This window comes from Chryseobacterium sp. NRRL B-14798, assembly GCF_050470705.1.
Taxonomy (GTDB): domain Bacteria; phylum Bacteroidota; class Bacteroidia; order Flavobacteriales; family Weeksellaceae; genus Chryseobacterium; species Chryseobacterium cupriresistens.
The window spans coordinates 2,606,836-2,625,051 of sequence record NZ_JBFLUL010000005.1; the positions used below are offsets into that span (position 1 = coordinate 2,606,836).

At 38.8% G+C, this 18,216-nt stretch carries 13 protein-coding genes; 1 reads left to right on the forward strand and 12 read right to left on the reverse strand.

Translation table 11 applies throughout. The features are described from left to right. Positions 1–2: 2 nt before the first annotated feature. From bioD to AB1278_RS12205, 3 genes are read right to left on the reverse strand one after another with little or no spacing between them, the layout of a single operon-like run. The gene (bioD, locus tag AB1278_RS12195; RefSeq protein ID WP_395973597.1) at positions 3–614 is read right to left on the reverse strand and encodes a dethiobiotin synthase; all 612 of its coding nucleotides are present in this window, start codon (positions 612–614) and stop codon (positions 3–5) included. A 54-nt stretch (positions 615–668) separates the two neighbouring features. Beyond that, positions 669–1,778 (reverse strand): aminotransferase class I/II-fold pyridoxal phosphate-dependent enzyme, encoded by a 1,110-nt coding sequence (locus tag AB1278_RS12200; protein ID WP_411413178.1) that lies wholly within the window; start codon positions 1,776–1,778, stop codon positions 669–671. Continuing rightward, positions 1,771–2,394, reverse strand: coding sequence for a hypothetical protein (locus AB1278_RS12205; RefSeq protein ID WP_110011222.1), 624 nt, complete (start codon positions 2,392–2,394; stop codon positions 1,771–1,773). Before AB1278_RS12205 ends, AB1278_RS12200 begins: the two co-directional genes overlap by 8 nt. Positions 2,395–2,460: 66 nt before the next feature. Here AB1278_RS12205 and AB1278_RS12210 point away from each other — a divergent pair, with 66 nt between their 5' ends. After that, positions 2,461–3,951 carry a PLP-dependent aminotransferase family protein gene (locus tag AB1278_RS12210; protein WP_343638421.1) on the forward strand — a complete coding sequence of 497 codons (1,491 nt, stop codon included), beginning with the start codon at positions 2,461–2,463 and terminating at the stop codon, positions 3,949–3,951. A gap of 446 nt (positions 3,952–4,397) precedes the next feature. Here AB1278_RS12210 and AB1278_RS12215 read toward each other — a convergent pair whose 3' ends face one another. From AB1278_RS12215 to AB1278_RS12255, 9 genes are read right to left on the reverse strand one after another with little or no spacing between them, the layout of a single operon-like run. Next, entirely contained in the window at positions 4,398–5,585 is a 1,188-nt protein-coding gene (locus tag AB1278_RS12215; protein ID WP_429814609.1) for a PepSY-associated TM helix domain-containing protein, read from the reverse strand. A 2-nt stretch (positions 5,586–5,587) separates the two neighbouring features. Continuing rightward, a complete protein-coding gene (locus AB1278_RS12220; RefSeq protein ID WP_429814612.1) occupies positions 5,588–8,029 on the reverse strand; it encodes a TonB-dependent siderophore receptor in 2,442 nt (813 codons plus the stop codon). Next, positions 8,016–9,404, reverse strand: a complete 1,389-nt coding sequence (locus AB1278_RS12225) for an AMP-binding protein (RefSeq protein ID WP_343638427.1) — start codon at positions 9,402–9,404, stop codon at positions 8,016–8,018. The genes AB1278_RS12220 and AB1278_RS12225 overlap by 14 nt, the downstream gene beginning before the upstream one ends. 4 nt (positions 9,405–9,408) lie before the next feature. Next, positions 9,409–9,654: an acyl carrier protein gene (locus AB1278_RS12230; RefSeq protein WP_002979498.1), complete on the reverse strand. Its 246-nt coding sequence runs from the start codon at positions 9,652–9,654 to the stop codon at positions 9,409–9,411. 1 nt (position 9,655) lies between these two features. Beyond that, positions 9,656–11,059, reverse strand: coding sequence for an MATE family efflux transporter (locus AB1278_RS12235; RefSeq protein WP_343638432.1), 1,404 nt, complete (start codon positions 11,057–11,059; stop codon positions 9,656–9,658). After that, positions 11,056–12,867, reverse strand: a complete 1,812-nt coding sequence (locus tag AB1278_RS12240; protein ID WP_429814617.1) for an IucA/IucC family protein — start codon at positions 12,865–12,867, stop codon at positions 11,056–11,058. The genes AB1278_RS12235 and AB1278_RS12240 overlap by 4 nt, the downstream gene beginning before the upstream one ends. A gap of 7 nt (positions 12,868–12,874) precedes the next feature. Then, entirely contained in the window at positions 12,875–14,191 is a 1,317-nt protein-coding gene (locus AB1278_RS12245; protein ID WP_429814620.1) for a lysine N(6)-hydroxylase/L-ornithine N(5)-oxygenase family protein, read from the reverse strand. Next, on the reverse strand, positions 14,184–16,592 hold the full coding sequence (locus tag AB1278_RS12250; protein ID WP_429814623.1) for a GNAT family N-acetyltransferase: 2,409 nt from the start codon (positions 16,590–16,592) through the stop codon (positions 14,184–14,186). The genes AB1278_RS12245 and AB1278_RS12250 overlap by 8 nt, the downstream gene beginning before the upstream one ends. Then, the gene (locus tag AB1278_RS12255; protein ID WP_429814626.1) at positions 16,564–18,090 is read right to left on the reverse strand and encodes a pyridoxal phosphate-dependent decarboxylase family protein; all 1,527 of its coding nucleotides are present in this window, start codon (positions 18,088–18,090) and stop codon (positions 16,564–16,566) included. Before AB1278_RS12255 ends, AB1278_RS12250 begins: the two co-directional genes overlap by 29 nt. Between the last annotated feature and the right edge of the window lie 126 nt (positions 18,091–18,216).

Genomic DNA, 18,216 nt, shown 5'->3' on the forward strand with positions numbered 1-18,216 from the left:
TATCATAATTTTGTTATTACTAATTGCTTTGCAGCATGTTGTACAGATTCCTTATCCGTATTTCTGATTTCCGGGATCTTTATAACTTTTGTTTCTTTTTCGATAAAACTGCAGATTACTCTTTCTGTATCTTCCGGAAAATCTCCGTTAAGAATTAAATATTCCAGCTGAATTTCTCTCTGTTGTAAGGCTAAGATTGAAAGCAGGCTATGGTTGATACAGCCCAGGTAGTTTCTTACAACCAGCGCTGCAGGAATGTTTAATTCCTCAATCAGATCAATCATAAATGTAGTGTCTGAAATGGGTACCATAAGACCCCCGGCTCCTTCTACAATGAGTGGATTTGCTGTTTTGGGGAGTTGAAAATCATTCAGATTGATAGTGGTATTTTCTTCTCTTGCAGACTGATGTGGTGAAGCTGCCAGCTTTAAACGGTAAGTTTCCGGATGGCAAAAGTTGGTGTCTGTCCATTCTTCAATTTTATGACTGTCTGTATAATGAAGATCACCAGATTGTATCGGTTTCCAGTATTCTGTTTTAAAATGCTGAACCAAAACGGCTGAGCAAACTGTTTTTCCTATTTCGGTTCCTATTCCTGTTATAAATAATTTCATGTTTTTGTGATTCGGGGTTCAGAATTCGTGTTACGTGTTTTGAATCTTTTTGCTTTAAATAAATTCTTTAATGATTCCTTTCAGTTTTATAATTTCCTCTTCTGAATTGAAGCTGTGAAGGCATATCCTCAAACGTTCGCTTCCTTCTTTTACCGTTGGGCTGTATATCGCATAGGTCAAAAATCCTTCTTCAGATAAAATATCCTGTAATTCTTTCAGTCTTTGATTGTCCGGGATCACAATAGCCTGAACCGGACTTGTTTCTGCCGATGGAGACTGTAATTTACTGCTTCGGAAAACTTTGATGTTATTCTGAAGTTTTTCAGCCAGTTCATGATTTTGATCTAAAAATTCATATCCTGTTTTGATGCTCATCCATTGAAAATCCTGTGCTGATGTGGTATAAATGAAAGGACTTGCAAAATTGATCAGGTAAGATTTCACTGTTTCATTGCAAAGAATTGCTGCTCCATGAGCCCCGAGAGCTTTTCCATAGGTCACCACAGCTGCTGAAACATGGTTCTGTAACTGTAATTTTTCAATCAATCCATATCCAAAAACGCCGAAGGCGTGGGCTTCATCAACAATCAAAGAAGATTTATATTTGCTGGCAAGGGCAGCGATTTCCTGAACAGGAGCAAAATCTCCTTCCATCGAATAAAGACTTTCTATTGCGATATAACAATGTCCTTTCTGTCTTTTTAAAATATTTTCAAGATCTTCGATATCATTGTGTTTGAATTTCAGTTTTTTAGCATTGGATAGTTTGCAACCATCATGTACTGACCGATGAATCTGTTCGTCCACAATAATGGCATCATGACGGCTGGGAAGCGTTGAAAACAAAGCCAGGTTGGCATTGTATCCGGATGGGAAAAGCAATGCCGATTCAAAATGATGTTTCTGCGCAATCTCATTTTCCACGGAAACTGCAATATCACTGTTTCCGCTAATTAACCTTGAACCTGTGCTTCCCGAAAGCAGTTGAGGGTTATCCATAATCTTTTGCAGCAGTAATTGTTGAAGGTCTTTACTTTTTGCAAACCCCAGATAATCATTGGAATAAAAATCAATTCCATCGGATTGAAGCCTCAAACTTCTTAAGGTTCCCTTCTCTTTTCGTTTATCAAGGGATTCCTGAAAATGGGAAGTATTGCTAAGCATAATTTAATTGAGCTACTTCTTCTGTAATCGCATTAATCCACTCTTTATGCAGTTCTTTTTCTATGTCCAGAATATGGTCTGCATGATGCTTCCAGTCTGGCGAAAACTCATTGAGCTGATGAATCATTTCTTCCAGATGTCCTTCTTCTTCAAGGATAATGGATTTTACCATAATTTTAGAAGAAGCTTCGGTAAGTGCCTGCTGATAAACAGGGTAAAGTTCATCCGCCCGAACCTCAATAGCATAGGTTACGAAAAGATAGGCCGCATATTTGATATCTGTTTTATTAAGTTGGAAAGCTTCCTGAAGATAACGGCAGGCTTTAATATCTAATGAGTGAAGATATTGACTTGTTGCGATAGGAGCCAGAAGTTCTGTGCTTTCATAGGTTTTGCATAATTCAGGGTTTATTTTCCCAATCTGCTTTTTTAAATAATAAGCGTGGCGGTGTTCTTCAGCAGCGTGTTTCAGCTGGATTTGAGAAACTAATGTTGGATGTTCACATTTTGATATTTTTCTTGCACCGGCATTTTCCATAAATGAAAGCGTGTTCAGCCATTTGGCGTGGGTACTTCCTTCCTGTACAATTTTTTTTAACAGATGATGAAATTCCATAGATTTTTATTTTGATGTCAAAAGTAGTATATTGCCGGATGGTTGTATGGTGCCAGTTTTGATATTATGGATAGTCCGGTTAAAATTCCTTACGAAAGTTTTATAAAAATTGATAGAAAATCAGAAACATCTATTTATCTGCAGGTCGCTAATCAGCTGATCAATGCGATTCAGCGGGGATTTTTGCCTTTCGGAACCAAGCTTCCGGGGACAAGAACTTTCAGTGAAATGCTGGAAATCCATAGAAATACAGCGGTTGCAGTGTATGATGAACTTTCTGCGCAGGGCTGGACGGAGAGTTTTCCCAACAAAGGAACTTTTGTGATTGGAAAAGATCAGGAAAAACCTGTTAAGTTGAATGATTTTAAGCAAAATAACCTTCAGAACTACCCTGTTTCGACTGGTTTTTCATTCAAAACATCCAATATTTTAGATAATCCTTTTGAGCATTCCAATTGTGAATATGTCTTTAATGACGGGGTACCGGATATCCGCTTAACGCAAATCGGACAGCATTCACGGTTTTACAGTTCTATCCTGAAACGCAAATCCAGCCAGAAAGCTTTTGGACATTATAATCATGACGGAAGTGAATTTTTTAAAGAACATTTATCCCAATACCTTAATCTTTCCCGCGGACTTCCTATTTCTAAGAATAATCTCCTTATTACCAGAAGCACGGAAATGAGTATTTATATTGTTTCCGAGATTCTTCTTTCCAAAGGTGATACCGTATTAGTAGGAGCTTTAAGCTATTTTTCCGTTAATATGATCTTTATGAAAGCTGGGGTTGATATTGTTTCAATTCCGATTGATCAAGAAGGAATTATCGTAGAAAGCGTTCGCGAAGCTTGTAAAAAGCAGAAAATCCGGATGCTTTATCTGACACCGCACCACCACTATCCTACTACCGTTGCTTTGAGTGCACAGAGAAGATTTGAATTATTGGAATTAGCGAATGAATACGGATTTATTATCCTGGAAGACGACTATGATTATGAATTTCATTATGATAAAAGCCCCATTCTTCCTTTAGCCAGTGCGGATACGAACGGAATGGTGATCTATATCGGCTCTTTTGGAAAGTCTTTGGCTCCGGGATTCAGGACAGGATTTATTGTTGCTCCAGAGAATCTGATGACAGAGATGCGTAAATATCTGGGGATCATCGACCGTCAGGGAGATATTCTGATGGAAAGGGCATTAGGAGAAATGATTGCAGAGGGAGAAATCAACCGTTATCTGAAAAAATCTTTAAAGGTATATCAGGAAAGGCGTGATTATTTTTCTTTGTTGTTAGAAGAGAATTTGGGTGATTTTATTACTTTTCAGAAACCTTCAGGAGGGCTCGCTATATGGCTGGAATGGAATATTCCCTTGAATCTGATGCAGCTGAGCCGAAACTGTGCAAAAGACAATCTTTTCATTCCTAAAACGTTACTGTATCAGAATAAAGGTCTTACAGCGATGCGTCTGGGATTTGGAGATCTTAATTTTGAAGAGATGAATAAAGGGATTGAGGTGTTTTCAAAAAATGTGAAGGGATTGATTGGGTGATTAAATCTCTCGCAGATTTAGGAGATTTTGCAGATTTTTCATAGATACCAATAAAGTTTGTGAAAAAATACATCATATTTCCTGCTGAAAATCTAATATTGAGCGAAGTCGAAATATTCTTGCGTCTTAAAAATGCATGAATATTAAAAAAATTGCGTCTTTGCGACTTTCCAAAAAAAGATTATTTTATTTTTGAACGCGAAGGCGCAAATAATGACCAAAACAATGTGTTTTAAGGCGCGAGGATTTTATCTGCGATAAAATTGATACTGGATATTCTTGCTTTGAATAGTAAAAGTGAAGAGGCTACGTAAAGTGTCATTCTGAACGAAATGAAATGTAGTGAAGAATCTCTTAGTTAAATTATAATGAGATTCTTCCTTCGTCAGAATGACAAAGCCACAAAAACCACGTCATTTGACTTTTGAGATAACCTCTTCTCTTTATTAATGATGAGTAGGAAAAACTACTTTGTTCTTCTTATGTTTTGGTTTCTTCTTTTTCTTATTCAAATAGATAATAAAACCGGTAATCGGGAGTGATAGTGAGATAATTGCTGCCAGAAAATAGATAATTCTGGTGGTCAGTCCCAGGATACTTCCGGTGTGAAGATCATAATTTCTTTCTCTTAATGCGGTTCCATATCCTATATTTTTGTTTTTATACGATTGAGATTTTAAAACTTCTCCTGAATATTGATCAAAATTAAAATGTTCATTTCTGTATTGTCTTCCGTCATACGTCAGCTCAGCATAGTAGGTTCCTTCTTCCGATCTTGGAAAGTTGACAAGTACAGATTTTTTGTCTTTCAATCCTTTTTCCATAGTATTTCCAATCAGATTGAGAATATTTTCCCGGTTTGAAAATTCTTCGGAAGGAATTGTACTCTTAGCTTTCTTTTCTGTGGGCGTATTTCTGTTCAATGTGTTCTTTACCCATTTATCTACATCTTTAAAGCTCCATATCAATGCAGAATAAGAGATTAAAAGTAAAGGAATAATGGCATAGAATCCCAAAACATTATGAGCGTCATAATTAATCCTTTTCCAATTGGCCGATATTTTAATGAAAAACATTCCTTTCAGCATGGCTTTACTCATTTTTCGGGGATACCATATCACAAGTCCTGATAGAAGAATCACGGCAAATATCAATGTGGAGTAGCCGGTAATCGCTTTTCCGATTTTTTCACCCAGCAGAAGTCTTCTGTGAAGATCCAGTACAATTTCAAAGAAATCTTTTTTGGCATCTTCTACTTCCTGTACTTTTCCGGTGTAAGGATCTACGTAAATTCGATAATAATAAAGATAAGTTCCCCAATACGTCCATGCTTCGTTATCCATTTTTAAGGTACGGAATACATAGGTTCGTGAGGGATCGGAAGGAATGACAACTCTTTTGACTTTTAAACCTTCGGGAAGTGCTTTTTCTGCTTTTTCCGTAAGTTCAGACAAGGAAAGTTTTTTTCTTCCGATATTTTCAACGTAATATCTGTTGGGGTGAACAATATGTTTTAATTCTTCTTCAAAAGCCAGGATACATCCTGTAGCGGCCATGATAACAACTATAAGCCCGGACGTTAGTCCGAGCCATAGATGTAACTGATAGGCAATTTTTCTGAATTTCAGCTTCATTCTTAAAATTTAAAGCTTACCTCAGCAACAAAATTACGAGGCATCTGAGCGACTACCACTCCCTGCCCTGCAAAATATTGTGCATTCCCCAGGTTGTTCATTTTAAACCCTAATCTGTATCTTTCTTTTTCAAGAGAAATGGAAGCATTCACTAAAGTATAGGCAGGAAATACAAATTGTCCGGTAACCACTTTATTTCCGGTAATCTGTTTTCCAACACGATTTACCCCGAAACCAATTCCTAGTCCCTGAAGTCCTTTGATCGGAAGAATATAACTGATCCATGAATTGAATACATTGGCAGGACCTGCAGATTCCGGACGGCGCCCATCTACAGCGGGATCAGCCTTTTCATATCTGCTGTGATTGTAGCTATATCCGGCCATGATATTTAATCCCTGAACAGGGTTCATGATGGTTTCGATTTCAATCCCTTTGCTTCTTTGCTTTCCATCCTGAACAACAATATTGTATTCTTTTCCGTCACGGATTACGCCACTTCCTCTCTGGATATTATCGACAAGGATATCGTAGTATCCAACCGTGAAACTCACTTTGTTTCTCCAAAGATTTCCCTTGATTCCTACTTCCCACTGATTGGCCATCTGTGGTTTCATATCTCCGTTATAGTCCGGTAACTGCTGGGTAACAGGAGCTGTATAGCTGAAGCCGTTCATATAATTACCATAAGCAGATAACTGGTCTTTAAGGATCTGGTATACGATTCCAACTTTTGGAGACCATGCGGTCTGGTTAAAATCGCCCGTACGCTTGTTATCATTGAGGTTAAGCTGTCCTTTACTTTCATAATGATCCATACGTAAGCTTAAAAGCGTAATCAAACGGTCCGTAATATAAGTGACGTTTGAAATATAGGCTCCATAAAGGTTGGATGCAGAATTATTTCTCACCAAAGGTGTTTTACCTGCCTGAATGGCTGCCTGTGTAAATGCCTGGATTTTTTGAAGGGCAAGATCTTTAGAAATATTCGGGTATCCTTCTAAGCTTTGTCCGTTGACATTATCAAAGACTACAATTGGAGAATGGTTATTATTGATTGTCTGATTCAGATAATCCAATCCGATCAATACTTTATTTTTAATTTTCCCGATATTAAATTGTCCATTGAAGTTCTGCTGAACACTTGTAGAAGAAGCTTCAGAGTTCTGCCACTGTACATTACGTTCCAGCAGGGCATCACTGGTTGTCCCTCTGATAAACTGGTATTGATATAATCCTTCCGTTTTTCTGAAGTTTCTTGAAAGCAAGGTTTGCGAAGTCCAGTGATCCGAAATTTTGTAATTAGCCTCTGCTTTTACATTAATAGACGGAGCTTTTAAGGTCATATCATTGTTGGAATATGATCTTTTCCAGTCAAAGCCTAGTTCATCAGGATTATGGGCAAAATATTGCCTTGTTCTCGGAAGGAAAATAATCGGAGTATTAGTTCCTTCATAATTATAAATCTTAGCTCCCAGGTTAAATTTCAATCTTTCATTAACCTGGTAGCTTACAGTTGGGGCTACAAAGAATGATTTTCTGAATTCGGAATCTCTGAAACCATTCTGATACTGATAGGCTGCATTCAAACGAAATAACATATTTCTGGATTCTGTAATCGGGCCGTAAACATCAGCGGTAACACGGTTCAGATTGTAGCTTCCCATCAGATAAGAAGCTTCTCCTCCGAAATAATCTTTCGGTTTTTTGGTTACTGCGTTAATCAAACCTCCAAAGGAAGTTACAGAACCTCCATACAACGTTCCTGAAGGTCCTTTGATGACTTCAAGACGTTCAATATCGGAAGGATCAATCTCACCATTGGTATTGGCTGGTACACCATCTACCATCGATACTTTGGTAGGAAAACCTCTGAGGCTGTAGTAAAAACTTCCGTCTCCGGAACCTCTTCCCGGGCTTCCCTGCATTTTTACCATACCCGGAACATTTTTCAATACTTCCGAAATATCGTAAGTAAGCTGTTCTTTCATGATCTGCTGGTTGATGCTTGTATAAGCCTGTGGATTTTCAAGAACTTTCAAAGGCATTTTGGCCACTGAAGTACTGTCTTTATCCAGAAATTTATTTCTGCTTACTGCATATACGGTAATTCCCTCAATTACATTATTGTGTAACGGGGCATAGATTGCAGGGATTTCATAGACATCTTTCTGAATTTGGATGGGTTCCCTCATCAGTTCGATATCATTTAAAACCACCTGAAGCGTATATTCTCCAGGTGGCACATTTTCAAAGTAATATTCTCCTAAATTATTGGTTTTTGCCTGGTAAGGCGTGTTGACAAGCCTTAAAACAGCGTTTTTTACCGGTGCTTTTTCAGACAGCATGATTTTGCCATGAATCCTGTCGCCCTGTTGTGCAGAAAGCGAGTTGGAAGATAAAGCAATACCAAGAAGTAATATAAGGGTTTTAGATGTTTTCATGCTGTAGGTTTTGTAACAGAGGATAATTTATTTTACCGTTTTGTGATAATGGGAATGATTCTATACGTTCTGTGCGTACATACTGCGGGTTGATACGCAGTTTATTTTTAATGGTTTCGGTGATGATCTGAGGATCTATTTCCGGATTGTCATACAATACCACGATTTTTTTATCATGGGCATTCAGACATACGAAAGTATTGCCCTGCATTTCATTTTTAAGGATAAACTCTACCTCATCAAGATTAAGACGTATTCCGAAAAGCTTCATGATACGTTTTATTCTACCTGTGATATAATAAACTCCGTTCTCACCTTTTCTGGCGGTATCTCCAGTATGCAGTACGGAGGGCTGCTCATAAGTGGCAAGATCCTCCAGTTTATTCGCATACCCTCCGAAAATACTGACATGAGAAAACAGCAATTCATCCGTTTCAGGATCAATTTTGAAGCTTCCTCTTTCTACCACATTTCCAATTGATGTTTCTTCTTCCAGCAATCCTTCTGTGGTTAGGTAAGCCATTCTTCCTCCTGCTTCTGTCTGTCCGTATTGTGCAAAGAAATCTTTTTTAAACTCATGGCAGTAAGAGAAAATGATTTTTCTCAATTCCGCGTTAATCACGCCTCCGGTGTGGGTAAAATATCTGAGACTTGGAGAATCTTTTCTGAAAAATCCAATTCTGTTCAGATTTTCATAAAGAAAGGGAACTCCACCCAAAGTACTGTAACCGTATTCCTCCATTTCATCCCAGAATGCTTTCTGCATAATGTCTTTATCCGTACACACGATTCTTCCGGCACGCATACAGTTGGTCGTGAAAATAGAGAATCCGTATACAAAGTTGATCGGTACGTTTAAAGGAACCACATCTGTTCCCTGAATCGGCATGTACTGAAGGATGCTCAATGCGTTCTGATAAAGGCTTTCATCAGATAACTTAACCAGTTTCGGAACACCTGTTGTCCCTGAAGTACTCAAAAGGATTTTGATGTCAGGATGAATGGTAACTTCACTCTTATAATCATCCTTTGCGAAGATGCTGATGTTGTCTGAGAATGCTTTCAGAGAGTATCCTTCAATGGTTTCCCTTTGTGGATCAAAGATGTATTTCGGACGGTATTCTGCCTCAATACGTTCTTTAAATTCCTCATGAAGTTTCTGTCCCAGTAACGCAATGGTATGTGCTGTTCCATAAAAATTGAGGAGCACTTCAATGCTTGGAAGCTGATTATCATTGTATAAAAAGAGTAACCCTTTTTCTACCGGGTTTAAGCCTAAAGACCGGTACAGTGTTCCCACCGGTATTGTTGTACCGGTGGAAGCATCTGTAAACCTTAAGTTCTTATTGGCAATTACATTTTCTAAAATTTTCATAGGCTTAGTTTTCTACGAATACATCGTATTTTTTCATTTTTTCGCGAATCTTTCCGACGGTTCCCATCTCCAGAATATCGTTAAAATCAAACTTGATCTGATAAAACTGTTCAAGCGCTTCTACAATAAGAAGATGAGACATAGAATCCCATTCCGGGATTTCCTGATACGTTAGTTTTTCATCTACCAATTCTTTCTTTATGGCGATGGCAGAGGCGATAATTTCATAAAATTCTTCTGTAGTGTTCATTTTAAATTTTTATAGTTTTCCATTTTCCATTTCTAAAAATCATCAGGAATAACACTGCTAAGACAATTTCCGAAGAAACGATAGCGGTAAATATTCCTGTCAGTTCCCAATGAAGCTTTACCCCCAAGAGATAAGCCATAGGAAGCTGAATCACATAAAACATGACGATATAAAGTAGTGTAACCTGCATAATATTTCCAGCAGCATTCAGGGCACGGCTGATGACCATGGTAAATCCTAACAGCAGATAAGCCATTGATACCACATGGATATACTGCACAGCATATCTTGCGACCTCTGATTCTGTAGTGAAAAATTTCACCACATATTCCGCTGCAATCTGCCAGAATAGAGCTACGATCACCAGATACGTCATGTTGATCGTTCCGGCTCTCCAAACTGTTTTTTCAGCACGTTCCGGCTCTCCGGCACCCAGATTCTGACCAGTAAGCACTCCGGCAGCATTTCCTATTCCCCAGGCAGGCATCGTGGCTACCGAAGCAATACGCTGGGCAATAATATATCCTGCAAGGGCTGTAGTTCCGAAAGTGGAGATGATCTTCACCATAATCAGCCAGCTGGATGTTGGGATGATATACTGAACCAATCCTCCAAAGGCGAGTTTCAGAATCTTCTGCAGCAATGGAATATCAAGCTGAAAAGGAACTCTGATGCTGATGCTGGTTTTTCCTGTGGCGAATATGAATGCCTGATATACAACTCCTAATGTCCTTGATAAAACCGTAGCATACGCCAATCCCATCAATCCGAAAGCAGGAATAAATCCTAATCCGAAAACAAGGATCACTGCAAAAATGATATTCGAAATATGACAGATCCAAAGTGATTTCATGGCAATATCAGCATCACCAGCCCCTCTGAAAAGTCCATTCACAGACAAGCGGAGAATCACAAGCCCGATACTCAGGAAGACCAGTCTTGAGAAAGAAACTCCTTCGGTTACCGTACTGGCATTGATTCCCAGAAAATCAACAATTTCTGATGCAAAAAAGCTGGAAACCCCACCAATAAGCACTGCAAAAAACAGAGCCAGCAAGATGATGTATTGGGCTGTTCTTCCCATTCCTTCTTTATCTTTTTCGCCTGCTCTTCTGGCGGTAAGGGTTGCTGCTGCAATTCCCAAACCTACTGCTATGGCATAGGCAAAGTTGATGTAGTTATCTGTAATTCCCACAAGCCCAAGAACCTTGTCGCCTAATTTTGCGATAATCAATAGATTGACACTCACAAAAACAGACTCCATCACAAGCTCCATCACCATGGGAATGGCAAGACTAAAGATGGAACGGTTGATACTTCCGGAAGTCAGTTCAACTTTCTTTCCGGCTATGGCTCCATACGTAAAAACCGCTCCTTCTTTTAAGATATGCAGGAATTTCCTCATACTGCTGCTACTGGATTTCTATTGGCAATCTGATACAGCGGGTTAGGCAGTGCTCCGTCTTTTCTCGGAATGGCAAATGCCTTGTTTTCACTGTAACCGTTATTTTTCAGACGCAGACTGTTGATATAGAATCTTTTGAATGCCGGAACATACAGGTCATACTTTTCGTAACGTTCCTGAAGGTGGGTATTCTCAGCTTTATAATTTTCTACACAGTTGTGAACCAGTTCCCAGAACGTCTCTTCATTAAAGTTGGAATACGTATGTAAAGCATTCGACAGGTATCTGAAGAAGGCATCAAAAACTCCAAGCAAAATAAACAATGGGATATTTTCTTTATTGGAAGACTGGATCAAACCGTCTGCAAGATGTGCAGGAAGCTTTTCTCTGGCCTCTGTAGTAAGTACAATATCATCCACAAAGTCTTTGATGACGATTCTCTTCGGAACTCCGTTTTTCAAAACCACCATAATGTTTTCTCCGTGCGGTGTTACACATAATGAATGCGTGTAATAAATGTGTAATAATGGGGTAAGATAAGCATCAAGATAGCTTTCAATCCATTCTTTGATACTTACACCCGCTTTTTCTGCAAATGCCTGAACTAATGGAACTCCATTTTCATCTACATAAAGCAGAGAAGCCATGGTTACCATTTGCTCATCTTCTTTCAGATAATTTTCAGCACTTTCTCTCCATAATGCGCCAAGGAATTCATTATATTGGTAAGGTACGCTGGCAATAGCTCCATATTGTGGATGTAAATAAGTGATGGCAGCTTCTTCTCCTAGGAAAATAGTCTCTTTGTTCTCAAGGTAAGCATCATCTTTAATTAAGCCTTTTACCCAATCTGTAATAGCAGGAGCAATTTTCATCTGCTTGGGCGATAATCCTCTGATATTCCCTGTGCTCAGAATAGAAACCGCCGTTTTAAGGTATCTCTTTTTAGGATGATCTACATTGAATAAAGTACGGATACTCTGCTGCGGACTGTAGGTGTCACTACCCTCACCCAATTGTATTAAAAGTCCGGAAGCAATATCCCCGGCAAAATGAATCTGAAGCTTATGCTCCCACTGCCATGGATGTACAGGAATAAAATGATAGTCTTCAACAATCTTTCCTTCGCTGATCAGTTGCTGCTGAAAATCATTATACAGCAGGGCTCCTATTTCGGAACGATAAAACTGCTCTCTGTCAATATGTTCCAGAGACTGGAATGAAGATCTGCTTTTATGGGAAGCCAGCCAGATCACTTTTAGATTCTCATCGGCTTCAGGGGCAAATGTTTTCAGATCTCTTGGAGAAAAACCTAATCGGCTTTTGTTCACAATTACCCAAGGATGTCCGGTCATATTGTGCTCTACCGTCTGATAATCTGCATCAGCAAGGTCTTTTGAAGACATTACTCCTTTGGATAAAATTAAAGCATCACAATACAGCGTATGCAGTAATTCTTCCGTATATCTTGCAATGGTATAAGGATCTAAATCAAAAACAGACTGCATTTCAAGGAAGAAGGCCGCTACATCTACCGAAGACAGATCTTTACCGTTTTCGGTTTTTGTAATGCTGTTTTTATCGATGTGCCAATAATCCATCATTCTTTCCTGTCCGCGGAAGCTGTATGAAATATTTTCAAATCCTGTTTCCAGCTTGAAAACTGTATATCCGTCCTGATCTTCAAAGGTTACGACAGGTTTCAGAAGCTCTTCATGCATTAGTTCTGCGATGGTTTTGGCCATTAGGTTTCTGTTAGCCTGATTCCAGTTTTCCTGGCTTATTGTATTTTTTAAGTTGGTGTTCATTTTTTGATTAAATTTTGGCAGTTGGTAAATCAGCATATTTTTCTACATCAAAATCCTGGAAAGCAATTTTCTTTTCAATTTTATAATGCTCTCTTCCCAGAATATCATTGATGATGTAAGAATTACGGTACGCAGCCATTCCCAGATCGGTAGAAATATAGCTGTGGGTGTGCACTTCAGCATGAAGCACATAGATTTCGCCTCCGTTGTGGTCTATTGAGTAATTTCTGTTGACATCAAACAATCCGCTGGAATCTCTTTTGATTCTATCCTGAATATTCTTCAGGAACCCAGGCTCGTGATAACGGTATCCGGTTCCCAGAATCAGATAATCCGCTTCCTGATCATAAGGAACTTCCTGTTCCAGTTGGGTAAACTCAAGATTGATGAAATCCGGATTACTGTTGTCTACTCTGTTCAGCTGGCTGTTAGGAATAATTTTAAGATTAGGATCCGCATTATCGATATTCAGATCATAAATAAAATCATAGATATCATTGATCAGATCATAATTGATTCCTTTAAACTGAGCTTGCTGTTTGCTTAAAATGGTTTTCCTTGCAGATTCGCTTCTGTTATAGAAATAGTCTACATAATCTGGTGAAGTAAGCTCCAGTGTCAGTTTAGAATATTCCATAGGGAAAAATCTGTCGGGACGGGAATACCAGCCAAGATGCGTTTCTTCATTTCTGTTTTGAAGAAGATCATAAAAAACTTCTGCTGAACTCTGTCCGGATCCGATAATGGCAATTTTCTTTCCTTGAGATAACAATTCCTCTTTTCTATACAGATAAGAACTGGTATGAATAACACGGGAATCATCCTTCGGAATGAAAGAAGGAATATGAGGTTGTGTCCCTGTTCCTAAAATCAATCTTTCCGTTTTGAAAACCGTAGTTTCTTTGGTTTTGGTGTGAATCGTAGTCACATGATATAAACCGTCTTCATACGTAATATCCACTACCTGAGTAGAAAAACGGCATTGCGGAAGCTGTTCAATCACCCATTGACAATAACGGTTGTATTCTTTCCTCGGAATGAAAAAGTCTTCTCTGATAAAAAATTTATACAGTCTTCCGGTTTCTTTCAGGTAATTCAAAAGGCTTAAAGGATTTGTTGGATCGGCCATGGATACGCAGTCGCATAAAAATGGAGTCTGCAGGGTTACATGGTCGATCATCAGTCCCGGATGCCAGTCGAAACCATCTCTCTGGTCCAGGAAAAGGGTTTTCAGTTCCGAAATCGGATTGGATAATGCGGCAAGTCCCAGATTGAAAGGGCCAATCCCTATGCCTATTACATTGTATACGGCTTCGTTAGTCATTTTTTGTGATGTTTGTGGTGATTTGTACCTCTTTATTCTGGGGGAATTTTTCCCAGTACCATTCTCTGTAACAGAAGTTCAGATTGGCTTTTTTATGAGGCATTTCAATTACTTTTTCTACTTTGAAACCTACGTGGGCCTTGTTCATCATAGAAGCAAGAGAGTCTACAGATCCTTCGCCAACCATTTTTCCTACCTGTGGCTGTGCAAAAACATAATCCACCATAGATTGTGTGGATGGAGAAACGAATTTTTTCTTTGGATCAGTCGGTGCAATAAACTGGTGCGTTCCGTAATCTGTTGGCAATACTTCATAATAATCGCCTACGATATCTCTGCAAGCCCAATACACCTCGATATTGCATGAAGGTTCATCGTTTCCTGCGATGATGTAACTGTGGGCTTCATCACTTGGAAGCATCAGTCTGTAATAGGTTTCCAGCTCATCAATAGGCCAGTTCATCTGCCAGATTTTTACGGCATGTTCACGGTTGAACCATTCATGAAGCATTTCAAGGTCATTTTCAAGATCTATAGGACGCATACTCATAGTAACATCCTCTTTCTGGAAATACCTTTTGAAGAAAACCTCTGTTCCCTGCGGATTGATTAACTGATCCGAAAAGAAATGTTTGTGAAGAAGGTTCGGAACTTTAGCATAAGAAATTGAAGAAGCATTCACGCCTCCGTCTACATCAGCAACCGCCGACTGAAGGTTTGATTTTACGGCCCAATATCTTTGATTCAAAGCATAATCCGTTAAAGATGAAGGTTCACTGTCATGAAGATTTTCAAATTCCCTGTACAGAATATGGATTAATCTTCTTTCTTTCACCAATCCTGTTTTACCTAATGAAGCGATCAGAGCACTTAGATTGCTTACGAGAAGATGGTGAGAAACAATATCCAGAAGGCGTTCATCTCTGATAAAAAGATCTTCCACTTCAGGATAATCTTTGATCAAAGATTCATATTGTCCTTTGAAAGTTTCTTTGATTAAATAACCTTGTCCATCTCTCACATAAATAGATTGAGGAAGCAATTGATTATCCAATTGTACAAGCAGATTCTGCTGATGAACTTCCGGCGCCATGCCTAATTGATTGTACAATCTGTTTAAAGGAGAAAGCAATAGATTTACATACTTTTCAAACCAGATTATAGCTGCTTTTTCTGCATCTACACCCAATTGATTCGCAACATTCTTAAAGAAATGCGCCGTAAAATTGAATCCATCTGTAGATTCGTCCTGACAAAGCCTTGCCAATAGAATCACTTTATCTTCATTGGAAAAAGGATTTTCACGGAGCAGTATATTCAGACTGTCCATATTCTTCCCTTCATAATGAACGCTTAATGTGGAAGGCTCCAGCAATAGTTTAAAATTCGGAAAGTCATTTTCAAATGAGGCTTTTTCCTGCTGCCACCAGATAGCGGAAGCATATCCTCTGTTGAGATCTTTTAAACTATTGGCTCTCACGGAGCCTGTCATTAAAACATGCAGAGAGAATTTCAACATCCAGCTGAAATCCGGATTGTATACCGTTCTTATGGAGGATGTTGCATAAAAATCCTCACCTAGTGGTCCGATATGAATGATCTTACCGGAACCCAGCATTTCAGGGTATTCTGCTGTTGATAAAAGATATTGTGCCTCCCATGGATGGCATGGAACGATGTAAAAATCATTGATGTTTTCAAAATCGTAGCTTTCTGGCAGTGAAGTCCATTTTTCAAAGATTTCTTTTGCAGAAATTCTTGGAAGTGACTTTTCCGTGATGCAGTCTTTATGAATCAGGAAATAGTCCAGCTGGAATCCTTTTCCGAATTCAGGGCCGTATAACAACTGTTCTTCCTCAGAAAATCCCATTCTTGATTTGGTGAAAGGATGCAGATTGTGGCCTGCGGGAAGCATTTGCTCAGATTCAAGGAAAGAATACGTTAAAAGCTGATCATCCTGAAGACAGGCTTCTGTTGTCAGTTCCAGATTTCTTAAGCTGCTTTGAATTCTTTCCACAAAGTTTCTGAAACCCGTTTCATTTGTAGTTTCAGAAAGTTCTTTGTAAACCAGTTCAGTAAGCTTTTGATCATTCACTTCAAAAACTTCCTGGTTTTGATGATCTACCGCCCACAAAACAGATCCGTATTCATGAAAAAGAGTTTCGGAACGATAGGAAACCGGAGCAAATAAAAACAGTCCGCTTTTTTTCATTTCAAATCTCATAAACAATGAATAATCACTGTTCTGAAGAGCCTTTGCTGTAAGAAGATCATATTTCGGAACGCCCTGATAGAATTTTCCGTTTCCCAGTTCTCTCAGCATTCCGTTCAACAGAATTCTGAAAGTAATTTCCCGGGCTTTTTCTCCCGTTTTATTTTTCTGAATTAAAGTCTTTCCCATGCTTTTTGATTGTGGTGAGTATTTGATGAATGTCTTCCGTAGTCGTAATCGGGTTCAGGAACGTGAATTTCAGATAGAAATTACCGTCAACCTTTGTACTGGCTACAAGGATTTCTCCGCTGTAGAACAATTTCATCTTGATGTATTGATTCAAGGCATTCAGATCACTGATTTCCGGATTTACATACCTGAAAACAAGAACACTCAAGTCGGAATCTGAAAGGAGTTCAAAATCAGCATCTTCAGAGATCATCGCTGCAGCATCTTTGGTAAGATCGATCACGGTATCTGTATATTCTGCCAATTGTTCTTTCCCCATCATTCTTAGGGTAAACCAAAGTTTTAACGCATCAAATCTTCTGGTACTTTGCGTAATGGATTTATTGATCTGTGCCGGAATTTCTTCTTCATCCATTTCTTTCGGATTCAGATAATCGGCGTGGTGCTTAAGAATCAACAGTTCTTTTTTGTTTTTCACAATAAAAGCACTGCTGCTGATCGGCTGGAAGAATGACTTGTGGTAATCAATCGTTACAGAGTCGGCTCTTTCAATACCATTAATCAGGTCACGGTATTTCTCACTTAATAGTAAGGCACATCCATATGCTGCATCTACGTGCATCCAGATGTTATAGTGTTCTGCAATATTGGCAATATCATCCAGTGGATCAATGTTTCCAAAGTCTGTAGTTCCGGCTGTCGCTACAATTCCGATAGGAATATTTCCTAATTGCTCTTCCCTCTTAATGTATTTCTTTAAAAGAGAAATATCCATACGGAAACGTTCATCGGTCGGAACTTTAACAATACTTTTCTCACCCAATCCCATAATGGAAGCATTTTTCAGATTGCTGAAGTGAGATTTATCGGAAACGAATATTCTGAAACGGCTTGCCTCCGCTGGCAGACCATCCATTTTAATATTGTGATTGTATCTTTTCTGAGAAAAGCAGTCACGCATCATGACCAATCCCATCAGATTACTCTGTGAGCCTCCTGCGGTGAAAACGCCATCGCTTTCATTGGTATTGTATCCGATCTGACCCGCAGTCCAGTCGATCAGTTTTCTTTCCATAAAGGTTCCTCCCGCGCTCTGATCATAAGTATCCTGAGAAGAATTGATAGCACTTACAAGGATTTCTCCTGCCAATGCCGGGATTACTACCGGGCAGTTAAGATGAGCTACATATTGTGGGAGGTGAAAAGCGGTGGCATGTTTCACATAGATTTCATCTACTTCAGCCAGCAGCTCATTATAGTTGGAAAGTTTTTGATTAAGATCAATCTGTTGTACCATTCCTTTCATTGTTTTGGCTTCTATACCACTGAAAGGCTTGTTGTTTCTGTGAAGAAATTCCTGAACCAGGTCTAAAGTACTGTTGACAGCATTACGATAATGATCATAATTGTCAGGGTGAAAAATATTCCCAAAATTCCCCGAAACATGAGGTGAAGTTGTGCTTGTGAGCTCTTCAAGGGATATTAAATTGTTGTTCATAAAAGTTTTGTAATGTGATTTTTTTAATCTGTGAATTGTTGTGGTTTTTTCGATATATGGTTATATATATCTGATAGTCAGGTTTTTAAATTTTGCATTTTTTATTATATTTTATTTGGTGATTAC